Origin of the sequence: Isoptericola sp. NPDC019482, from assembly GCF_040632295.1 — a bacterium.
Lineage (GTDB): Bacteria > Actinomycetota > Actinomycetes > Actinomycetales > Cellulomonadaceae > Isoptericola.
The window spans coordinates 82,139-97,784 of sequence record NZ_JBEYBQ010000004.1 but is presented as its reverse complement, the minus strand read 5'-3'; the positions used below and the strand labels follow the sequence as shown (position 1 = coordinate 97,784).

The following is a 15,646-nucleotide window of genomic DNA, read 5'->3' as shown; positions in this document are numbered from 1 at the left end:
GAGAGCGGCGGGGAGAGCGGCGGGGACAGGCGCGCGGCGCCGCTAGGCTGGCCCCCATGTCGATCGTGTCCGCCCGCGCGCCCCAGGGCGACCTGCTCCGCCTGTCCCAGCTCTTCGTCCGCACCCTGCGCGAGGACCCGGCCGACGCCGAGGTCGCGAGCCACCGGCTGCTGGTCCGCGCCGGCTACATCCGCCGCGCGGCCCCCGGCATCTACTCCTGGCTGCCGCTCGGCCTGCGCGTGCTCGCGAAGATCGAGGCCGTCGTCCGCGAGGAGATGGACGCCATCGGCGCCCAGGAGGTGCACTTCCCGGCCCTGCTGCCGCGGGAGCCCTACGAGGCGACCGGCCGCTGGACCGAGTACGGCCCCAACCTCTTCCGGCTGCAGGACCGTAAGGAGACCGACTACCTCCTCGCGCCCACGCACGAGGAGATGTTCACCCTCCTGGTGAAGGACCTGTACTCGTCGTACAAGGACCTGCCCCTCGCGCTGTACCAGATCCAGACGAAGTACCGCGACGAGGCGCGCCCCCGCGCGGGCCTCATCCGCGGGCGCGAGTTCATCATGAAGGACGCCTACTCCTTCGACGTCGACGACGAGGGCCTCGCCGCGGCGTACGAGCGTCAGCGCGGCGCCTACCAGCGCATCTTCGACCGGCTCGGCCTCGACTACGTCATCGTCTCCGCGACGTCGGGCGCGATGGGCGGCTCCCGCTCCGAGGAGTTCCTGTCCCCGTCGCCGATCGGCGAGGACACCTTCGTGCGTTCCGCGGGTGGCTACGCGGCCAACGTCGAGGCCGTGGTCACGCCCGTGCCCGACGCGCTGCCGTACGACGACGCGCCCGCCGCGCACGTCGAGGACACCCCCGACACCCCGACCATCGAGTCGCTGGTCGCGTGCGCGAACGAGAAGCACCCGCGCCCCGACCGCGCCTGGACCGCCGCGGACACCCTGAAGAACGTCGTGCTCGCCGTCACCCACCCGGACGGGCGGCGCGAGCTGCTCGTCGTGGGGCTCCCCGGCGACCGCGAGGTCGACGTCAAGCGTCTCGAGGCGTCGCTCACCCCGGCCGAGGCCGAGCCGGCCACCGAGGCGGACTTCGCCGCGCACCCCGAGCTCGTCAAGGGCTACATCGGCCCCGGCGCGCTGGGCCCGCAGGGACCGCAGGTCGAGGCCGAGAACGGTGCGACGACGTCGGCGATCCGCTACCTGCTCGACCCGCGCGTGGTCCCCGGCACCCGGTGGATCACCGGCGCAGACGCCCCCGGCCGGCACGTCTTCGACCTGGTGGCGGGCCGCGACTTCACCGCGGACGGCACCATCGAGGCCGCCGAGGTGCGTGCCGGCGACCCTGCTCCCGACGGCTCCGGGCCCCTCGAGCTCGCGCGCGGCATCGAGATCGGCCACATCTTCCAGCTCGGCCGCAAGTACGCCGAGGCGCTCGACCTCAAGGTGCTCGACGTCAACGGCAAGGCCGTCACCGTCACGATGGGCTCCTACGGCATCGGTGTGACGCGGGCCCTCGCGGCGCTCGCGGAGGTCAACCACGACGACAAGGGCCTCGCGTGGCCGGCGCACGTCGCGCCCGCGCACGTGCACGTCGTCGCGACCGGCAAGGGCACCGAGGTGTTCGACGCCGCCGAGAAGCTCGCCACCGAGCTCGTCGACGCGGGCGTCGAGGTGATCTACGACGACCGCCCCAAGGTGTCGCCCGGCGTGAAGTTCGCCGACGCGGAGCTCTTCGGCGTGCCGCTGATCGTCGTCGTCGGCCGCGGCCTGGCGGACGGCCTGGTGGAGGTGCGCCCCCGCGCCGGCGCGTCGGAGCAGGTGCCGGTGGCCGACGCCGCGCGGGTCGTGACCGAGCGCGTGGCCGCCCTGCTGGCGGACTGAGCCCGGGAGGTCAGGCGGCCGCGTCGTCCTCGGCCTGCTCCGGCAGGCCGGGGAACGGCTCGGGCTCGGCACCCCAGTCGTCCAGGGCCACGGCGGAGTCGACGAGCAGGTCCACGAGCACCGCGCGCGTGCCGGCCGCCGTCGTGCCCACGAGTGTCGCGTAGTCGGTGGCGAGGTCGTTCTCCAGGTCGATCACCAGCGCCTCGTCCGCCTGGTCCGCGACCCGCGGCACGGTGTAGGCGGCGCGGCGCGGGTCGTCCTCCGTGGCCTGCGTCCCCGCCACCGCGGCCCACCCGTCCGCGCGCTGCCCGTGCACGCCGACCCGCTCGAGCAGCCGCTCGCGCGTCTCGCCGGAACCGATCGCCGCGCGCAGCTGCAGCGCGTACCGGGTCGCGTCCTCCGACACGACGAGCGTGCTCAGGTCCTCGGGCGTGAGCCCCTCGGGCACCGTGCCCTCGTCCTGCGAGCCGTCCGGGTCGTCGGCGTCGTCCCCCGCGTCGTCCCCTGCGTCGTCCTGCCCGGCGGTGGCGCCCTCCGTCGGGGCGTCGGGGGAGGGCTCGTCCTCGTCGCCGTCCTCGTCGCCGTCCTGCTCGGCGGTCGTCACCGTCGGCACGCGCGGCGGCACGACGTCGGGCCCGGCGACGTCGACCAGCGCCGCGAGGCGCCCGCCGGAGACGGTCTGCGCCGCGCCGATCGACGCCAGCAGGCGGGCCAGCGGCCCGTCGCCGGTGGTCCCGGCCGCGGTCCGCGACCGGGCGGCGGCGTCGTCGAGCGCCTGCACGACGTCGGCCGGGGCCGCCTTGTCCCAGGCGGAGGACCGGGTGTCCGTGGGTGCGCCGGTGGCGAGGCCGGAGTCGTACTCGCCGCCCAGCGCCTCGGCCTGCTCGCGGGAGTCCGCGACGATGCGCGTGAGCTCGGCGACCACGCGCTTGCGCGAAATGGGCACCTCCTCGAGCGCGGCCTCGGCGCCGTCGGCGACCCGGAGGGCGTCCGAGACGGCGGTGCGGCGGACCAGCTCGAGGCTGTCGGGCACGGGCTCGCCCGCGGGCGGCGCCTCCAGCCGCACCCCGCAGCCGGACAGCAGCCCGACGGCGAGCAGCGCCCCGGCGGTGGCGACCAGGCGCCGCCGCCGCCCGACGGGCGGGGCCGCGTCTGTCCGGCCCGTCGCGTCGTCGGCGGGCCGGTCGGGGGCGGGCTGAGGTTCCATCGAGGCCGATGATGCCACGCGCGCGACCCGGTCCGTGTGACGTTCCTCCGCCCGGCGGAGGCGCCGCACGGCGCGGGGCGGGCCCGTCGTTCGTTACGCTGGTCGCTGCACACAACGACACACCGGCCGCGGGACGTCCCGGCGCGGGAGCACACGGCAGTCCACGACGTGACCCACGGGAGGCAGGGATGGCAGCGCAGCACGGCCGCACGACGGCGGGCGGGGCGAAGGCCGAGGCGGTGCGGCGGGTCGTCACCCCGGCGGTCGACGCCGCGGGCCTGTACCTCGAGGACGTGGTCGTGACGCAGGCCGGCGCGAAGTCGGTCGTGCGCGTCACCGTGGACCTCCCCGAGGACGTGCGGGGAAGCCTCGACTCCGACCGCCTCGGCGACGTCTCGCGCGCGATCTCCGCGGCGCTGGATGCCGACGACGTCGTCCCCGGGGCGTACACCCTCGAGATCTCGACGCCCGGCACCTCGCGGCCCCTGACGGAGCCGCGCCACTTCCGGCGCGCCCGCGGGCGGCTCGTCGTGCTCCGGCTCCGTGCCGGCGGCACGACGTCGGGCCGGCTGGTGGAGGTCGAGGGGCGGACGAGCGACACCGGCGACGACGCCGTGCTGGTGCTGGAGGACGGCACGCGGGTGCCGGTCGCCGACGTGCGCCAGGGCAAGATCGAGGTCGAGCTGAAGCGCCTGGACGAGGCGCCGGACGAGGCGGACCCGGAGACAGACACGGACACGGGCGCCGCCCGGGACGACACCACGGGCGCTGCCCGTCACGAGGAGGCCTGACGATGGACATCGACATGAGCACGCTTCGGCTGCTGGAGCGGGAGCGGGACATCAGCCTCGACGTCCTCGTGGAAGCGATCGAGCAGGCGCTGCTGTCGGCCTACCACCGCACGCCCGACGCCTACCCGCGGGCCCGCGTCGAGGTGGACCGCAAGTCGGGGCACGTCGCCGTCTGGGCGCGCGAGGAGATCCGCACCCCCGACCCCGAGGACCCGGAGGCTCGCCCCACGATCGAGCTGGGGCCCGAGTTCGACGACACGCCGGCCGACTTCGGCCGCATCGCCACCGCGACGGCTCGGCAGGTCATCGTGCAGCGGCTGCGCGACGCCGAGGACGACCAGGTGCTCGGCATGTTCCGCGGCAAGGAGGGCGAGGTCCTCGCCGGCGTCATCCAGCAGGGCCGCGACCCGCGCGTCGTCCTCGTGGACGTCGGCGGCACGGAGGCGGTGCTGCCGCCGCACGAGCAGGTGCCCACCGAGGAGTACGTGCACGGCGAGCGGCTGCGCGCCTACGTGGTCGAGGTGTCCCGCGGCATGAAGGGCGCCCAGGTGGTGCTGAGCCGCACGCACCCGGGCCTCGTGCGCAAGCTCTTCGAGCTCGAGGTCCCGGAGATCGCGGACGGCGCCGTCGAGATCACGGCGATCGCCCGCGAGGCGGGGCACCGCTCCAAGGTCGCCGTCCGCTCCAAGGTGTCCGGCCTGAACGCCAAGGGCGCCTGCATCGGCCCGATGGGTGCGCGCGTGCGCGCCGTCATGGCGGAGCTGCACGGGGAGAAGATCGACATCGTCGACCACAGCGACGACCCGGCCCGCTTCGTGGCCAACGCGCTCTCCCCGGCCCGTGTGACCTCGGTCACGGTGGTCGACGCCGAGGCGAAGGCCGCGCGGGCCGTCGTGCCGGACTACCAGCTGTCGCTCGCGATCGGCAAGGAGGGGCAGAACGCCCGTCTCGCCGCGAAGCTGACGGGGTGGCGGATCGACATCCGGTCGGACGAGGCGGCTCCCGCCGGGGGCGACGCCGAGGGCGACGACGCAGGTGGCGCCGCGGCCAGCCGCGGGGCCGAGGGCTGAGGCCGGTCACGGCACGTGGGTCGTCGCGCTAGACTGTCGGGGACCGGGCCACGCGCCCCGCTCTCGACCTCCCCACGTACCTCGCCGGAAGGCTCCGGCCCGGTACGGACGTGCGTCGGGTGCAGGGAGCGTGACCAGCGGTCCGCTCTTCTGCGGCTGGTGCTCGAGCCGTCGGGACGCGAGGGAGTCCTCGCGGTCGACGTGCGGGGGTGCCTGCCGGGGCGTGGCGCCTGGATCCATCCGACGCCCGCCTGCCTGGCGCTCGCCGAGCGTCGCCGGGCCGTGCCGCGCGCCCTGCGTGTCACGGACCGGATCGACCTCTCCGGCGTCCGGGACTATCTGGAGCAGCGAGACCGTTGAGTCCCTCCGGTCCGCACCGCCATCCGGCGGCCGGACCGTCGCGACCGAGCACGCTCGGCCGCACCCATTGAAGTCGACAAGGAAGCGGGTCAGAAGCCGATGGGCACCCGATGAGTTCCGTGCGATGAGTACTCGGTACTAACGACGGTCCTCCCTGTCTCGCAGGAGGGCCGAGACAGGAGAGTTGTGGCGAAGATCCGCGTTCACGAGCTGGCCAAGCAGCTCGGGGTGGAGAGCAAGACCCTGCTCGCCGACCTGAAGTCGGCGGGCGAGTTCGTCCGTTCGGCGTCCTCGACGCTCGAGGCACCGGTCGAGCGGGCGATGCGCGACAAGTACAAGGACGCGGCTCCCGCGTCCTCCGGGGCGCCGGCCAAGGCCGCCGAGCCGAAGGCTGCGGCGCCGCGCGCCGAGCAGAAGCCCGCCCCCGCGAAGCCCGCCCCCAAGCCCGCCGCGCAGAAGCCGGCCCCCGCGCCCGAGGCCGAGGCGCCCGCCGCCCCGGCAGCGGCCGCGACCCCCGCCGCGGCGGCGCCGGAGGCCCCGGCGAAGCCCGCCGGCCGTCCCGGCGCACCGACCCCGGGTCCGCGTCCCGCGGCCCCGAAGCCCGCACCCGCCGCGCGCGAGCCGCGCGACGGCGGTCGTGACGGTTCCCGCGACGGCGGCAAGGGCGGTCGTGCCCCGCGTCCGGGCAACAACCCGTTCGCGTCCAGCCAGGGCATGCCGCGCCAGGGGCAGCGCCCCGGCGGCGCCGGTGGCTCCGGTGGCCCGCGTCCGGGCAACAACCCGTTCGCGTCCAGCCAGGGCATGCCGCGCCCCGGCCAGCGCCCGGACCGCGGTGAGGCCGCGCCCGAGCGTTCCGGCGAGCGTCCGGGCGGTCCCCGTCCGGGCGGTCCCCGCCCCGGCGGCCCGCGTCCGGCGGCGCCCCGCCCCGGCGGCCCGCGCCCGAACCCCGGCATGATGCCGGGCAAGACCTCGATGCCGCGTCCCGGCGAGCGTCCGGCGCCTGCGGGCGGCGGTCGTGGCGGCGGCCGCGGTGGCGGCCCCGGCGGCGGTGGCGGCGGCGGTTTCCGTCCCGGCGGTGGCGGCGGCTTCGGCGGTCGCCCCGGCGGTCGCGGTGGCGCCGGTCGTGGCTCCACGCAGGGTGCGTTCGGTCGCGCCGGCGGGCGTCCCGTCCGCGGGCGCAAGTCGAAGCGCGCGAAGCGGCAGGAGTTCGAGCAGATGCAGGCGCCGTCGCTCGGCGGCGTGCAGGTGCCCCGCGGCAACGGCTCGACCGTCGTCCGCCTGCGCCACGGCTCGTCGCTGAACGACTTCGCGGACAAGATCGACGCGAACCCCGCCAGCCTGGTCACGGTGCTGTTCCACCTCGGTGAGATGGCGACCGCGACGCAGTCGCTCGACGAGGACACGTTCGGCACGCTGGCCTCCGAGCTCGGCTACGTCATCGAGATGGTGTCGGCCGAGGAGGAGGACCGCGAGCTGCTCGGGGCCTTCGACATCGACCTCGACGCAGAGCTCGAGGGCGAGTCGGACGAGGAGCTCATGCCGCGTCCGCCCGTCGTCACGGTCATGGGTCACGTCGACCACGGCAAGACGCGTCTTCTCGACGCGATCCGTCAGACCGACGTCGTCTCCGGCGAGGCCGGCGGCATCACCCAGCACATCGGTGCCTACCAGGTGCGTCGTGAGCACGAGGGCGTCGAGCGCCCGATCACCTTCATCGACACCCCGGGTCACGAGGCGTTCACCGCCATGCGTGCCCGTGGTGCCCAGGTGACGGACATCGCGATCCTCGTGGTCGCCGCCGACGACGGCGTCATGCCGCAGACGGTGGAGGCGCTGAACCACGCCCAGGCGGCCAACGTGCCGATCGTGGTCGCGGTGAACAAGGTGGACAAGGAGGGGGCGAACCCCGACAAGATCCGCCAGCAGCTCACCGAGTACAACCTGGTGGCCGAGGAGTACGGCGGCGACACCATGTTCGTCGACGTCTCCGCGAAGCAGAACCAGGGCATCGACCAGCTCCTCGAGGCCGTGCTGCTCACGGCGGACGCCTCGCTGGACCTGCGGGCGAACCCGGACAAGGACGCCCGAGGCGTGGCCATCGAGGCCAACCTCGACAAGGGCCGCGGCGCCGTCGCGACCGTCCTCGTCCAGTCGGGCACCCTGCACGTCGGTGACGCGATCGTCGCGGGCACGGCCCACGGCCGCGTGCGCGCCATGTTCGACGAGCACGGCGAAGCCGTGACCGAGGCGGGCCCGGCCCGGCCGGTCCTGGTGCTCGGTCTGGCGTCGGTGCCGAGCGCCGGCGACACTTTCCTGGTGGCGCCGGACGAGCGCACCGCCCGTCAGATCGCCGAGAAGCGCGAGGCCGCCGAGCGTGCCGCGCTCCTGGCCAAGCGTCGCAAGCGGATCAGCCTCGAGGACTTCACGAAGGCCGTCGAGCAGGGCAAGGTCGAGACGCTCAACCTGGTCCTCAAGGGCGATGTCTCCGGTGCCGTCGAGGCCTTGGAGGACGCGCTGCTCAAGATCGACGTCGGCGAGGAGGTGCAGCTCCGCGTCATCCACCGCGGCGTCGGCGCCATCACGCAGAACGACGTCAACCTGGCCACGGTCGACAACGCGGTGATCATCGGCTTCAACGTGAAGTTCGGCGAGCGCGTCGAGGACCTCGCGGACCGCGAGGGCGTCGAGGTCAAGTTCTACTCGGTCATCTACCAGGCGATCGACGACGTCGAGGCGGCCCTGAAGGGGATGCTCAAGCCGGAGTACGAGGAGGCCCAGCTGGGCACGGCGGAGATCCGCCAGGTCTTCCGCTCCTCGAAGTTCGGCAACATCGCGGGCTCGATCGTCCGGTCGGGCACCATCCGCCGCAACACGAAGGCGCGCGTCCTGCGGGGCGGCAAGATCGTCGGGGACGACCTGACGATCGAGTCGCTGCGTCGCGAGAAGGACGACGTCACCGAGGTCCGCGAGGGCTTCGAGTGCGGTATCGGCCTGGGGTCGTTCAACGACGTCACCGAGGGTGACATCATCGAGACCTTCGAGATGCGCGAGAAGCCGCGCGCCTGACGGTCGCGCCGCAAGGTACAGCCCGACGGCGTCCCGACCCGCCCCGCTTCGACAGGAGCAGGGCGGGGCGGGGCGCCGTCGGCGTCGAGAGAGGGAGACACACATGCCCGGCCCCAAGGGCGACAGGCCCGAGAACCCGCGTGCCCGCAAGCTCGCGGACCGCATCAAGGAGATCGTCGCGCAGCTGCTCGACACGCGGATCAAGGACCCGCGCCTCGGCTTCGTCACGGTGACGGACGTGCGCGTCACCGGCGACCTGCAGAACGCCTCCGTGTTCTACACCGTGTTCGGCACCGACGAGGAGCGGGCGGGCACCGCCGCGGCGCTGGAGAGCGCCAAGGGCATGATCCGCTCGGAGGTCGGCAAGCAGACGGGCGTGCGGCTCACGCCGACCATCGAGTTCTTCCTGGACTCGATGCCGGAGAACGCCGCGCACCTGGACGCCGCGCTCCTCGAGGCCCGGCGCCGGGACGCCGAGCTCGCCGCGCTGCGCGAGGGCAAGGGGTTCGCGGGGGGCGAGGACCCGTACCGCAAGCCGCGCGAGGACGACGAGGGCGAGTGAGCGGCACGGGGGATCGCCCGGCCCGCCGTCCGACCGCACCCGACGGCTTCCTCGTCGTCGACAAGCCGGCGGGCTGGACCAGCCACGACGTCGTCGGGCGCTGCCGACGCCTCGCGGGCACGCGCAAGGTCGGGCATGCGGGCACGCTCGACCCGATGGCGACCGGCGTGCTCGTCGTCGGCGTCGGGCGGGCGACGAAGCTGCTCACCTACGTGGTCGGTGCCGACAAGGCGTATGACGCGACGATCCGGCTGGGCGTCGCCACGACCACGGACGACGCGGAGGGCGAGGTCGTCGAGGCCGTCGGCGTCGGCACGGGTGTCGACGACGCCGCCCTGGCGCGCGAGGTCGCGGTCCTGACGGGCGAGATCCGGCAGGTGCCCACCACGGTGAGCGCGATCAAGGTGGACGGCAAGCGCGCCTACGCGCGCGTCCGGGCGGGGGAGGACGTGGTCCTCGAGGCCCGGCCGGTCACCGTGAGCCGCTTCGACGTGCTCGCCGCACGGCCCGCCGCGACGGACGACGGCGTGGCGGTGCTCGACGTCGACGTGTCGGTCGTCGTGTCCTCCGGGACGTACGTCCGGGCGCTCGCCCGCGACCTGGGCGTCGCGCTCGGGACGGGCGGGCACCTCACCGCGCTGCGCCGCACCCGGGTGGGCGGCTACGAGCTGTCCGGGGCCCGGACGCTCGAGGAGCTGGAGGCGCAGGCCGACGCCGACGGCGTTCTCGCCACGCTGCCGCTCGCCGACGCGGCCCGTGCGACGTTCCCGGTGCGCGATCTCACGGCCGACGAGGCGCGCGCCCTCGGCTACGGCCAGTGGGTGCCGGCGAGCGGGGAGCGCGGCACGGTCGCCGCGATGGGCCCGGACGGCGCGCTCGTCGCGCTGCTCGAGGACACCCGACGCCGGGGCGAGGCGCTGGCGAAGCCCGTCCTCGTCCTCGCCCCGGCCGGCGGCTGAGCGCTCCCCGTCCGGTGCCGTCGGGGGCGTCCGTCAGGCGTGGAGCGCCGGCTCACGGTGGCGCGCGGCGCGCTCCAGCGCCTCGTCGCGCGCGGCCTCGGCGTCGGGCTCGACGCCGCCCGCGGTGCGCAGGTGGCCGACCAGCGACAGGATCACCCCCGCCGCGGCCCAGAGGCCGAGGGCGAGCCATGCGGGCGCGGCGTCCGCCGACGGGAAGTACGACAGGTCCCGCAGCAGGGTGGCGCCCGCGCCGGGCGGGAACCACTGGCCGATGTCGCCCCAGTGCCACGGCAGGAACTCGGGCGGCATGGTGGCGCCGGAGATCGGGTTGGCGACCAGCATCATCGTCACCGCGCCGAGCGCGATCCCGGCGCGGCCGAGCAGCGCCACGAACCCGGTGATCGGCGCGGCCACGGCCGCGAGCGCGAGCGCCGCGGCCCCCGCGTTCGTCCACCAGTCGCCCTGCAGCGCCCCGAACCACGACTGCAGCACGGCGACGAGCACGGCGCCGCCCGCCGTGGCGTACACGGCGACGGCGAGCACCCGGCGCAGGGCGCCCACGACCAGCACGGAGATCGCGATGCCGCCGAGCATCCCGCCCAGCAGCAGGGGGAACATCGCCGCGGTCAGGCCGGTGCCGCGCGGGTCGTCCGCGGACAGGGCCACGACGTCGGTCACGGTGACGGTCGGCGCGGCCGCCGGGTCGCCCCCGCCGGCGGCCGCCTGCTGCGCGAGACCCGCCTGCAGCTGGGGCGCGACCCCGGTGAGGAGCTGGTTCGTGACGCTGCTGGCCGCCGAGGCCGTGAGCACCTCGGGCGCCTCGCCGAGCACGATCGCGCCGTAGGCGTCGCGCTCCTGGATCGCGGCGACGGCGGCGTCGCGGTCGGCGACCGGGACGAGGTCGACGGCGCCGGGCTGCGCCTCGTCGAGGGCTGCCTCCACGCCGGCGACGGCCTGGGACGGGCCTGCGACGGCCACGGGGAGGTCCTTCGGCTCGGCCGTGACGGCGGGCCAGGAGAAGGCGAGCACGAGCACGCCGACGACGGCGGCGACCGCGACGCCGAGGCCGACGACGCGGCCCCACGGCGTGTGCGGCGCAGGACGCTCGACGGGTGGTGCGGTGGTGTCCGAGGTGGACGACATGGGGGCTCCCGGAGGTGCGGATCTCAAAAAAACGAATGTTCGTTCTTTATGACAAGGGTGCGCGCCGGTCCCTACACTTGTCAACCGTCCGCCAGCGCCCTCGGGAAGGGGTCCGATGCCACGAGTGACCGATGCGCACCGCGAGGCGCGCCGCGCGCAGATCCGGGCGGCGGCGCTCCGCGCGTTCACGGCCAAGGGGTACCAGCGCACGTCCATCTCCGACGTCGTCGCGGAGTCGGGGCTGTCGGCAGGGGCGATCTACGGCCACTACGACGGCAAGCAGGCCCTCTTCGCCGCCGTCGCCGAGGAGGTGCTCTCCCGGCGCGGTGCGGAGATCGAGGACGCCTCGGGCGGGGGGCCACCCTCGCCGCTGACGGTGCTGACCATTCTCACGGGCGGCATGACCCGGGACCTCGAGGACGGCCGCCTCCTCGTGCAGCTGTGGGCGGAGTCCACCGTCGACGAGGTGATCCACGACGTCGTCCAGGAGGTCGTGGGGACGCTCAGGGGCGTCCTGCGCGGCGCGCTGCGCACCTGGTACGCCACGCGGCCCGACCTCGCCCCCGACGGCCCGGACGCGGCCGCCGAGCTCCTGCTGCCCGTGATGCTCGGCCTCGGGCAGGGGTTCCTCATGCAGCGGGCGATGCTCGACGACTTCGACCCCGAGCGGTACCTCGCCGCCGCTGCGGCCGTGCTGCCCGCCTGAGCACGCCGGGCGCGGATCGGGTCGCGGCGTCGGTCTATCCTTGACGGTCGGCACCCGGTGCGGGCGCCGACAGCCGACCCTCGACGAGACGGAGCGCGACGCGTGCAGGTGTTCACGGACCTGGACCAGGTCCCCGGCGGCTTCGGCCCGTCGGTCGTCACGATCGGCAACTTCGACGGCGTCCACCGCGGCCACCAGGCCGTGCTGGCCCGCCTCGTGGGGCTCGCCCACGCCGACGACCGGCTCGCGGTGGCGCTGACGTTCGACCCGCACCCCGCGCAGGTGCACCGCCCCGAGACGGCGCCCGAGCTGCTGACCGGGCTCTCCGACCGGCTCGACCTGATGGCACGTGCGGGCCTGGACGCCGTCCTCGTCGTCCCGTACACGCTCGACCTCGCCGCGCAGACGCCGGAGGAGTTCGTCACCCGCTACCTGGTCGACGGTCTCGGTGCGCGCACCGTCGTCGTGGGGCACGACGTCCGGTTCGGCAAGGGCAACGCCGGCACGCTGGCCACGATGGTGGAGCTCGGCGGCACGCACGGCTTCGAGGTCGTGGCCGTGGACGACGTCGGCGAGTGCGCCCCCGGCAGCGCCGGCGCGCGCGAGCGCTGGTCGTCGTCGGCGGCGCGCGCCCTGCTCGCCGAGGGCGACGTGGCGCAGGCGGCCGAGGTGCTCGGCCGGCCCCACCGCGTGCGCGGCACCGTGGTGCACGGGGACGCGCGCGGGCGCGAGCTCGGCTTCCCGACGGCGAACCTCGGGCACGCCGAGGGCATGGTCCCCGCCGACGGCGTGTACGCCGGCCGCCTGCTGCGGCCCCGGCTCGCGCAGGCGGAGCCGGGCCACCCCGACGCCGACCTGCCCGCCGCCATCTCCGTGGGCACCAACCCGACGTTCGACGGCGTGGAGCGCCGCGTCGAGGCGTACGTGCTCGACCGCGACGACCTCGACCTGTACGGGGAGACCGTCGTGCTGGAGCTGGTCGAGCGCCTGCGCCCGACGCTGCGCTTCGACGGCATCGAGCCGCTGATCGAGCAGATGCACGCCGACGTCGCCCAGGCGCGCGAGCTCCTGCGCTGACCTGCCCGGACCTCGGGAGCGGGTGAAACCGCGCGCGGTCGGTCACAGGGACGGGCGCGGACCCTCCTTCCTGGCGTGACGGACCGGGCGCCGCCCGGTCCGTGGGCCGCGGTGGTACCGCGGACCCGTCGCGGCGCGCCATCGTCCTCCCTGATCGTGGCGGTGGTCGCGTCGCAGCGCGCCGTCCCGGGCCGCCGCCCTCCCTGTTCCACGACGACGGCCCGGGGCCCGCCCCGCGCCGGTCGCGCCGGCGCCCGCACCTGCCGAGAGAGGCGGAGCCATGACGGCTCAGGAGACCACCGAGAACGCAGCCCCCGCACCGGAACCGGATCTCAACTCCACGCCGGTGGGCCGCACCGTGCGCAGCGTCAGGCACGGCGGGAGCGTGCGGCCGAGGCCGCGCCCCCGGCCGGACCCGCACCCGCCGACGTCGCCGGCCCCGCTCCTGCACGACACGGAGCTGGCGGTGCTCCGTGACATCATCGACGGCCGGTTCAACGCGACGACGTCGTTCGACTACCTCTTCCGCGACCTGCGCGGCCGGTTCCCCGCCGCGCACCTGCCGATCGCGGACGACGCCGCCCCCGGCGAGGGCCCGGTCTCGAACGAGCGGGTGACGGCCATGGTCGCGGCGCTGAAAAAGCTGGGCGCCGCCATGGTCGAGCCCGGTGGTCCGCCGAACCCGGACCTGGACTCGACGATCCCTGCGGTCTACACGTACTGGGGGCAGTTCATCGACCACGACATCACGCTCAACACGAACGGCCCCGACAACCCGCCCGCCGCCGACGACCCGCCGCGGGCCGGCGACCTCGTGCTGGGCGACATCGTGAGCGACCCGTTCACGGTGTTCCCGCCGGAGACCGTCGTCGCGAGCCTGCACAACGGGCGCCACCCGTTCCTCAACCTCGACAGCCTGTACGGCAGCGGCCCCCGGTTCCCCGGCGAGCCGGGCCGCAGGACGACGCGCAGCGAGGCGGCGTACGCGACCGGCGACCCCGCGAAGCTGGCCCTCGGCCGCGTGGCGACCGACCCGGTCCCCGGGTTCGACCTGGTCGCGCCGGGCGACGACGCGCAGCGTGACCTGCCGCGGTTCACCGTCGAGGAGGTCGAGGCGCTGACGGCCGACCCGGCGGAGCGTCCGGTGCCGGGGACCGCCAAGATCCCGGACGGCCGCAACGACGAGAACCTCGTCGTCGCCCAGTTCCACCTGGGACACATCCGGTTCCACAACGCCGTCGTCGACCGGGTCCGGGAGATCGAGCCGTGGCTCACGGTGGACGACCGCGCCGTCTTCGACCGTGCGCAGCAGCTGGTGCGCTGGCACTACCAGTGGCTCGTCGTCCACGACTACCTGCGCACGCTCACCAAGCCCGGGGTCCTCGACGAGGTGCTCGTGGAGCCGTCGTTGCTGTTCCGGCCGCGCCGGCCGGTGGCGATGCCGCTCGAGTTCGCGGTGGCGGCATTCCGGTTCGGGCACTCGATGGTGCGCAACGGGTACGACTTCAACCTCAACTTCGGTCGCGGCGACCAGCCGGCGACACCTCCGAAGGCGGCGTTCGCGAGCCTGGTCCAGCTCTTCGAGTTCACCGGCGGCGGCTCGATCAACCCCGACGGCTTCGGGGACGCGCTGCCGTCGAACTGGCCGATCGACTGGGCGCGGTTCGTCGACAAGGGCGACCCGGACCGCAGGCGTTCGGCGACGAAGATCGACCCGTTCCTCGCGAACGGCCTGTCGACCATGCTCAAGGAGGGCAACGACGCGGGCCTGGACCCGGGCGTCCAGGCGCTGCTCAAGCAGCTCGCGCAGCGCAACCTGCTGCGGGGCTACTGGCTCTCCCTGCCGACGGGGGAGGCCGTGGCCCGGGCGCTGCACGCCACGCCGCTGAGCGCCGAGCAGCTGACGCGCGACGCGGGCCAGGACGTCAAGGACGCGCTCGCGGAGCTGGGCGGCACGCCGCTGTGGTACTACGTCCTCAAGGAGGCCGAGGTCCAGGGCAACGGGAACTTCCTCGGCGACGTCGGGAGCCGGATCCTGTGCGAGACGTTCGTCTACCTGCTGAAGAAGGACGAGGACTCCTACGTCAACCACGGCTGGACGCCGGCGGACGGCGTGCGCGTCGACGGCGGGAAGATGATCACGACGATCTCCGACCTGCTGCGCTTCGCGGGGGTGCTCGCCATGGACGACGGCACCTTCCGGCAGGTGGCCGACCGCCCCGCCGGCCAGGACGGGGACGCCTGAGCGCCCGCGCGCGAAACCTGCGCACGGACGTGTCGAGCGGCACGTCGCCCCCGCCCGGTCTCGGGGCGGGGGCGATGCCGTGCGCTGGTAGCATGGTGGGGCCGTACGAACGGCCGCGGATCCAGAGCGCCCCGGTGAACGAGTCCCGGAGCACCGCGCAACGACACCGAAGGAGAGCCATGCCGCTCGACGCTGCCACCAAGCAGTCCATCATCACCGAGTACGCCACTCACGAGGGCGACACCGGCTCGCCCGAGGTGCAGATCGCGCTCCTCACGCAGCGCATCAACGACCTGAACGAGCACCTCAAGGAGCACAAGCACGACCACCACTCGCGTCGTGGCCTGCTGCTCCTCGTCGGCCAGCGCCGCCGCCTGCAGGCCTACCTGCAGAAGGTCGACATCGAGCGCTACCGCGCGCTGATCCAGCGCCTCGGCCTGCGCCGCTGACTCTGCCGACCAGCCCGGTCACCCTCGCGGGGGCCGGGCTGGTCTGGTGTGATGTCCCTGTCATAACCACCATCGCGCCGCCGGATCCTCGTCCGGTCCTCGGTAGTGGCCTCCCGAACCGT

General features: G+C 74.6%; 13 protein-coding genes. 11 read left to right on the top strand and 2 right to left on the bottom strand.

Features of this window, described 5'->3' with window-relative positions; genetic code table 11:
* The first annotated feature begins 56 nt into the window (after positions 1-56).
* A complete protein-coding gene (locus ABZ493_RS04770) occupies positions 57-1,889 on the top strand; it encodes a proline--tRNA ligase (protein ID WP_430581033.1) in 1,833 nt (610 codons plus the stop codon).
* Between the two features lie 10 nt (positions 1,890-1,899).
* Here ABZ493_RS04770 and ABZ493_RS04765 read toward each other — a convergent pair whose 3' ends face one another.
* On the bottom strand, positions 1,900-3,096 hold the full coding sequence (locus ABZ493_RS04765; protein ID WP_430581032.1) for a DUF4439 domain-containing protein: 1,197 nt from the start codon (positions 3,094-3,096) through the stop codon (positions 1,900-1,902).
* Positions 3,097-3,284: 188 nt separating this feature from the next.
* Between ABZ493_RS04765 and rimP the strand changes: the two genes are divergently transcribed.
* The 6 genes from rimP (at position 3,285) to truB (ending at position 9,904) form a co-directional block, all read left to right on the top strand.
* Entirely contained in the window at positions 3,285-3,887 is a 603-nt protein-coding gene (gene rimP, locus ABZ493_RS04760; RefSeq protein WP_430581031.1) for a ribosome maturation factor RimP, read from the top strand.
* A 2-nt stretch (positions 3,888-3,889) separates the two neighbouring features.
* The gene (gene nusA, locus ABZ493_RS04755; RefSeq protein WP_430581030.1) at positions 3,890-4,957 is read left to right on the top strand and encodes a transcription termination factor NusA; all 1,068 of its coding nucleotides are present in this window, start codon (positions 3,890-3,892) and stop codon (positions 4,955-4,957) included.
* A 15-nt stretch (positions 4,958-4,972) separates the two neighbouring features.
* Positions 4,973-5,317, top strand: coding sequence for a YlxR family protein (locus tag ABZ493_RS04750; protein ID WP_430581029.1), 345 nt, complete (start codon positions 4,973-4,975; stop codon positions 5,315-5,317).
* Positions 5,318-5,503: 186 nt separating this feature from the next.
* On the top strand, positions 5,504-8,383 hold the full coding sequence (infB, locus tag ABZ493_RS04745; protein WP_430581028.1) for a translation initiation factor IF-2: 2,880 nt from the start codon (positions 5,504-5,506) through the stop codon (positions 8,381-8,383).
* A gap of 103 nt (positions 8,384-8,486) precedes the next feature.
* Positions 8,487-8,945 (top strand): 30S ribosome-binding factor RbfA, encoded by a 459-nt coding sequence (rbfA, locus tag ABZ493_RS04740; RefSeq protein WP_430581027.1) that lies wholly within the window; start codon positions 8,487-8,489, stop codon positions 8,943-8,945.
* Positions 8,942-9,904, top strand: a complete 963-nt coding sequence (gene truB, locus ABZ493_RS04735) for a tRNA pseudouridine(55) synthase TruB (protein WP_430581026.1) — start codon at positions 8,942-8,944, stop codon at positions 9,902-9,904. Before rbfA ends, truB begins: the two co-directional genes overlap by 4 nt.
* Positions 9,905-9,937: 33 nt before the next feature.
* Here truB and ABZ493_RS04730 read toward each other — a convergent pair whose 3' ends face one another.
* Positions 9,938-11,047, bottom strand: a complete 1,110-nt coding sequence (locus ABZ493_RS04730) for a hypothetical protein (RefSeq protein WP_430581025.1) — start codon at positions 11,045-11,047, stop codon at positions 9,938-9,940.
* Between the two features lie 124 nt (positions 11,048-11,171).
* Here ABZ493_RS04730 and ABZ493_RS04725 point away from each other — a divergent pair, with 124 nt between their 5' ends.
* From ABZ493_RS04725 to rpsO, 4 genes are all read left to right on the top strand, one after another.
* Entirely contained in the window at positions 11,172-11,753 is a 582-nt protein-coding gene (locus tag ABZ493_RS04725) for a TetR/AcrR family transcriptional regulator (protein WP_430581024.1), read from the top strand.
* A gap of 102 nt (positions 11,754-11,855) precedes the next feature.
* Positions 11,856-12,830: a bifunctional riboflavin kinase/FAD synthetase gene (locus ABZ493_RS04720; RefSeq protein WP_430581023.1), complete on the top strand. Its 975-nt coding sequence runs from the start codon at positions 11,856-11,858 to the stop codon at positions 12,828-12,830.
* Positions 12,831-13,110: 280 nt separating this feature from the next.
* Positions 13,111-15,075 carry a heme peroxidase family protein gene (locus tag ABZ493_RS04715; protein WP_430581022.1) on the top strand — a complete coding sequence of 655 codons (1,965 nt, stop codon included), beginning with the start codon at positions 13,111-13,113 and terminating at the stop codon, positions 15,073-15,075.
* Positions 15,076-15,254: 179 nt separating this feature from the next.
* A complete protein-coding gene (rpsO, locus tag ABZ493_RS04710) occupies positions 15,255-15,524 on the top strand; it encodes a 30S ribosomal protein S15 (RefSeq protein ID WP_429728443.1) in 270 nt (89 codons plus the stop codon).
* The last annotated feature ends 122 nt before the right edge of the window (positions 15,525-15,646 follow it).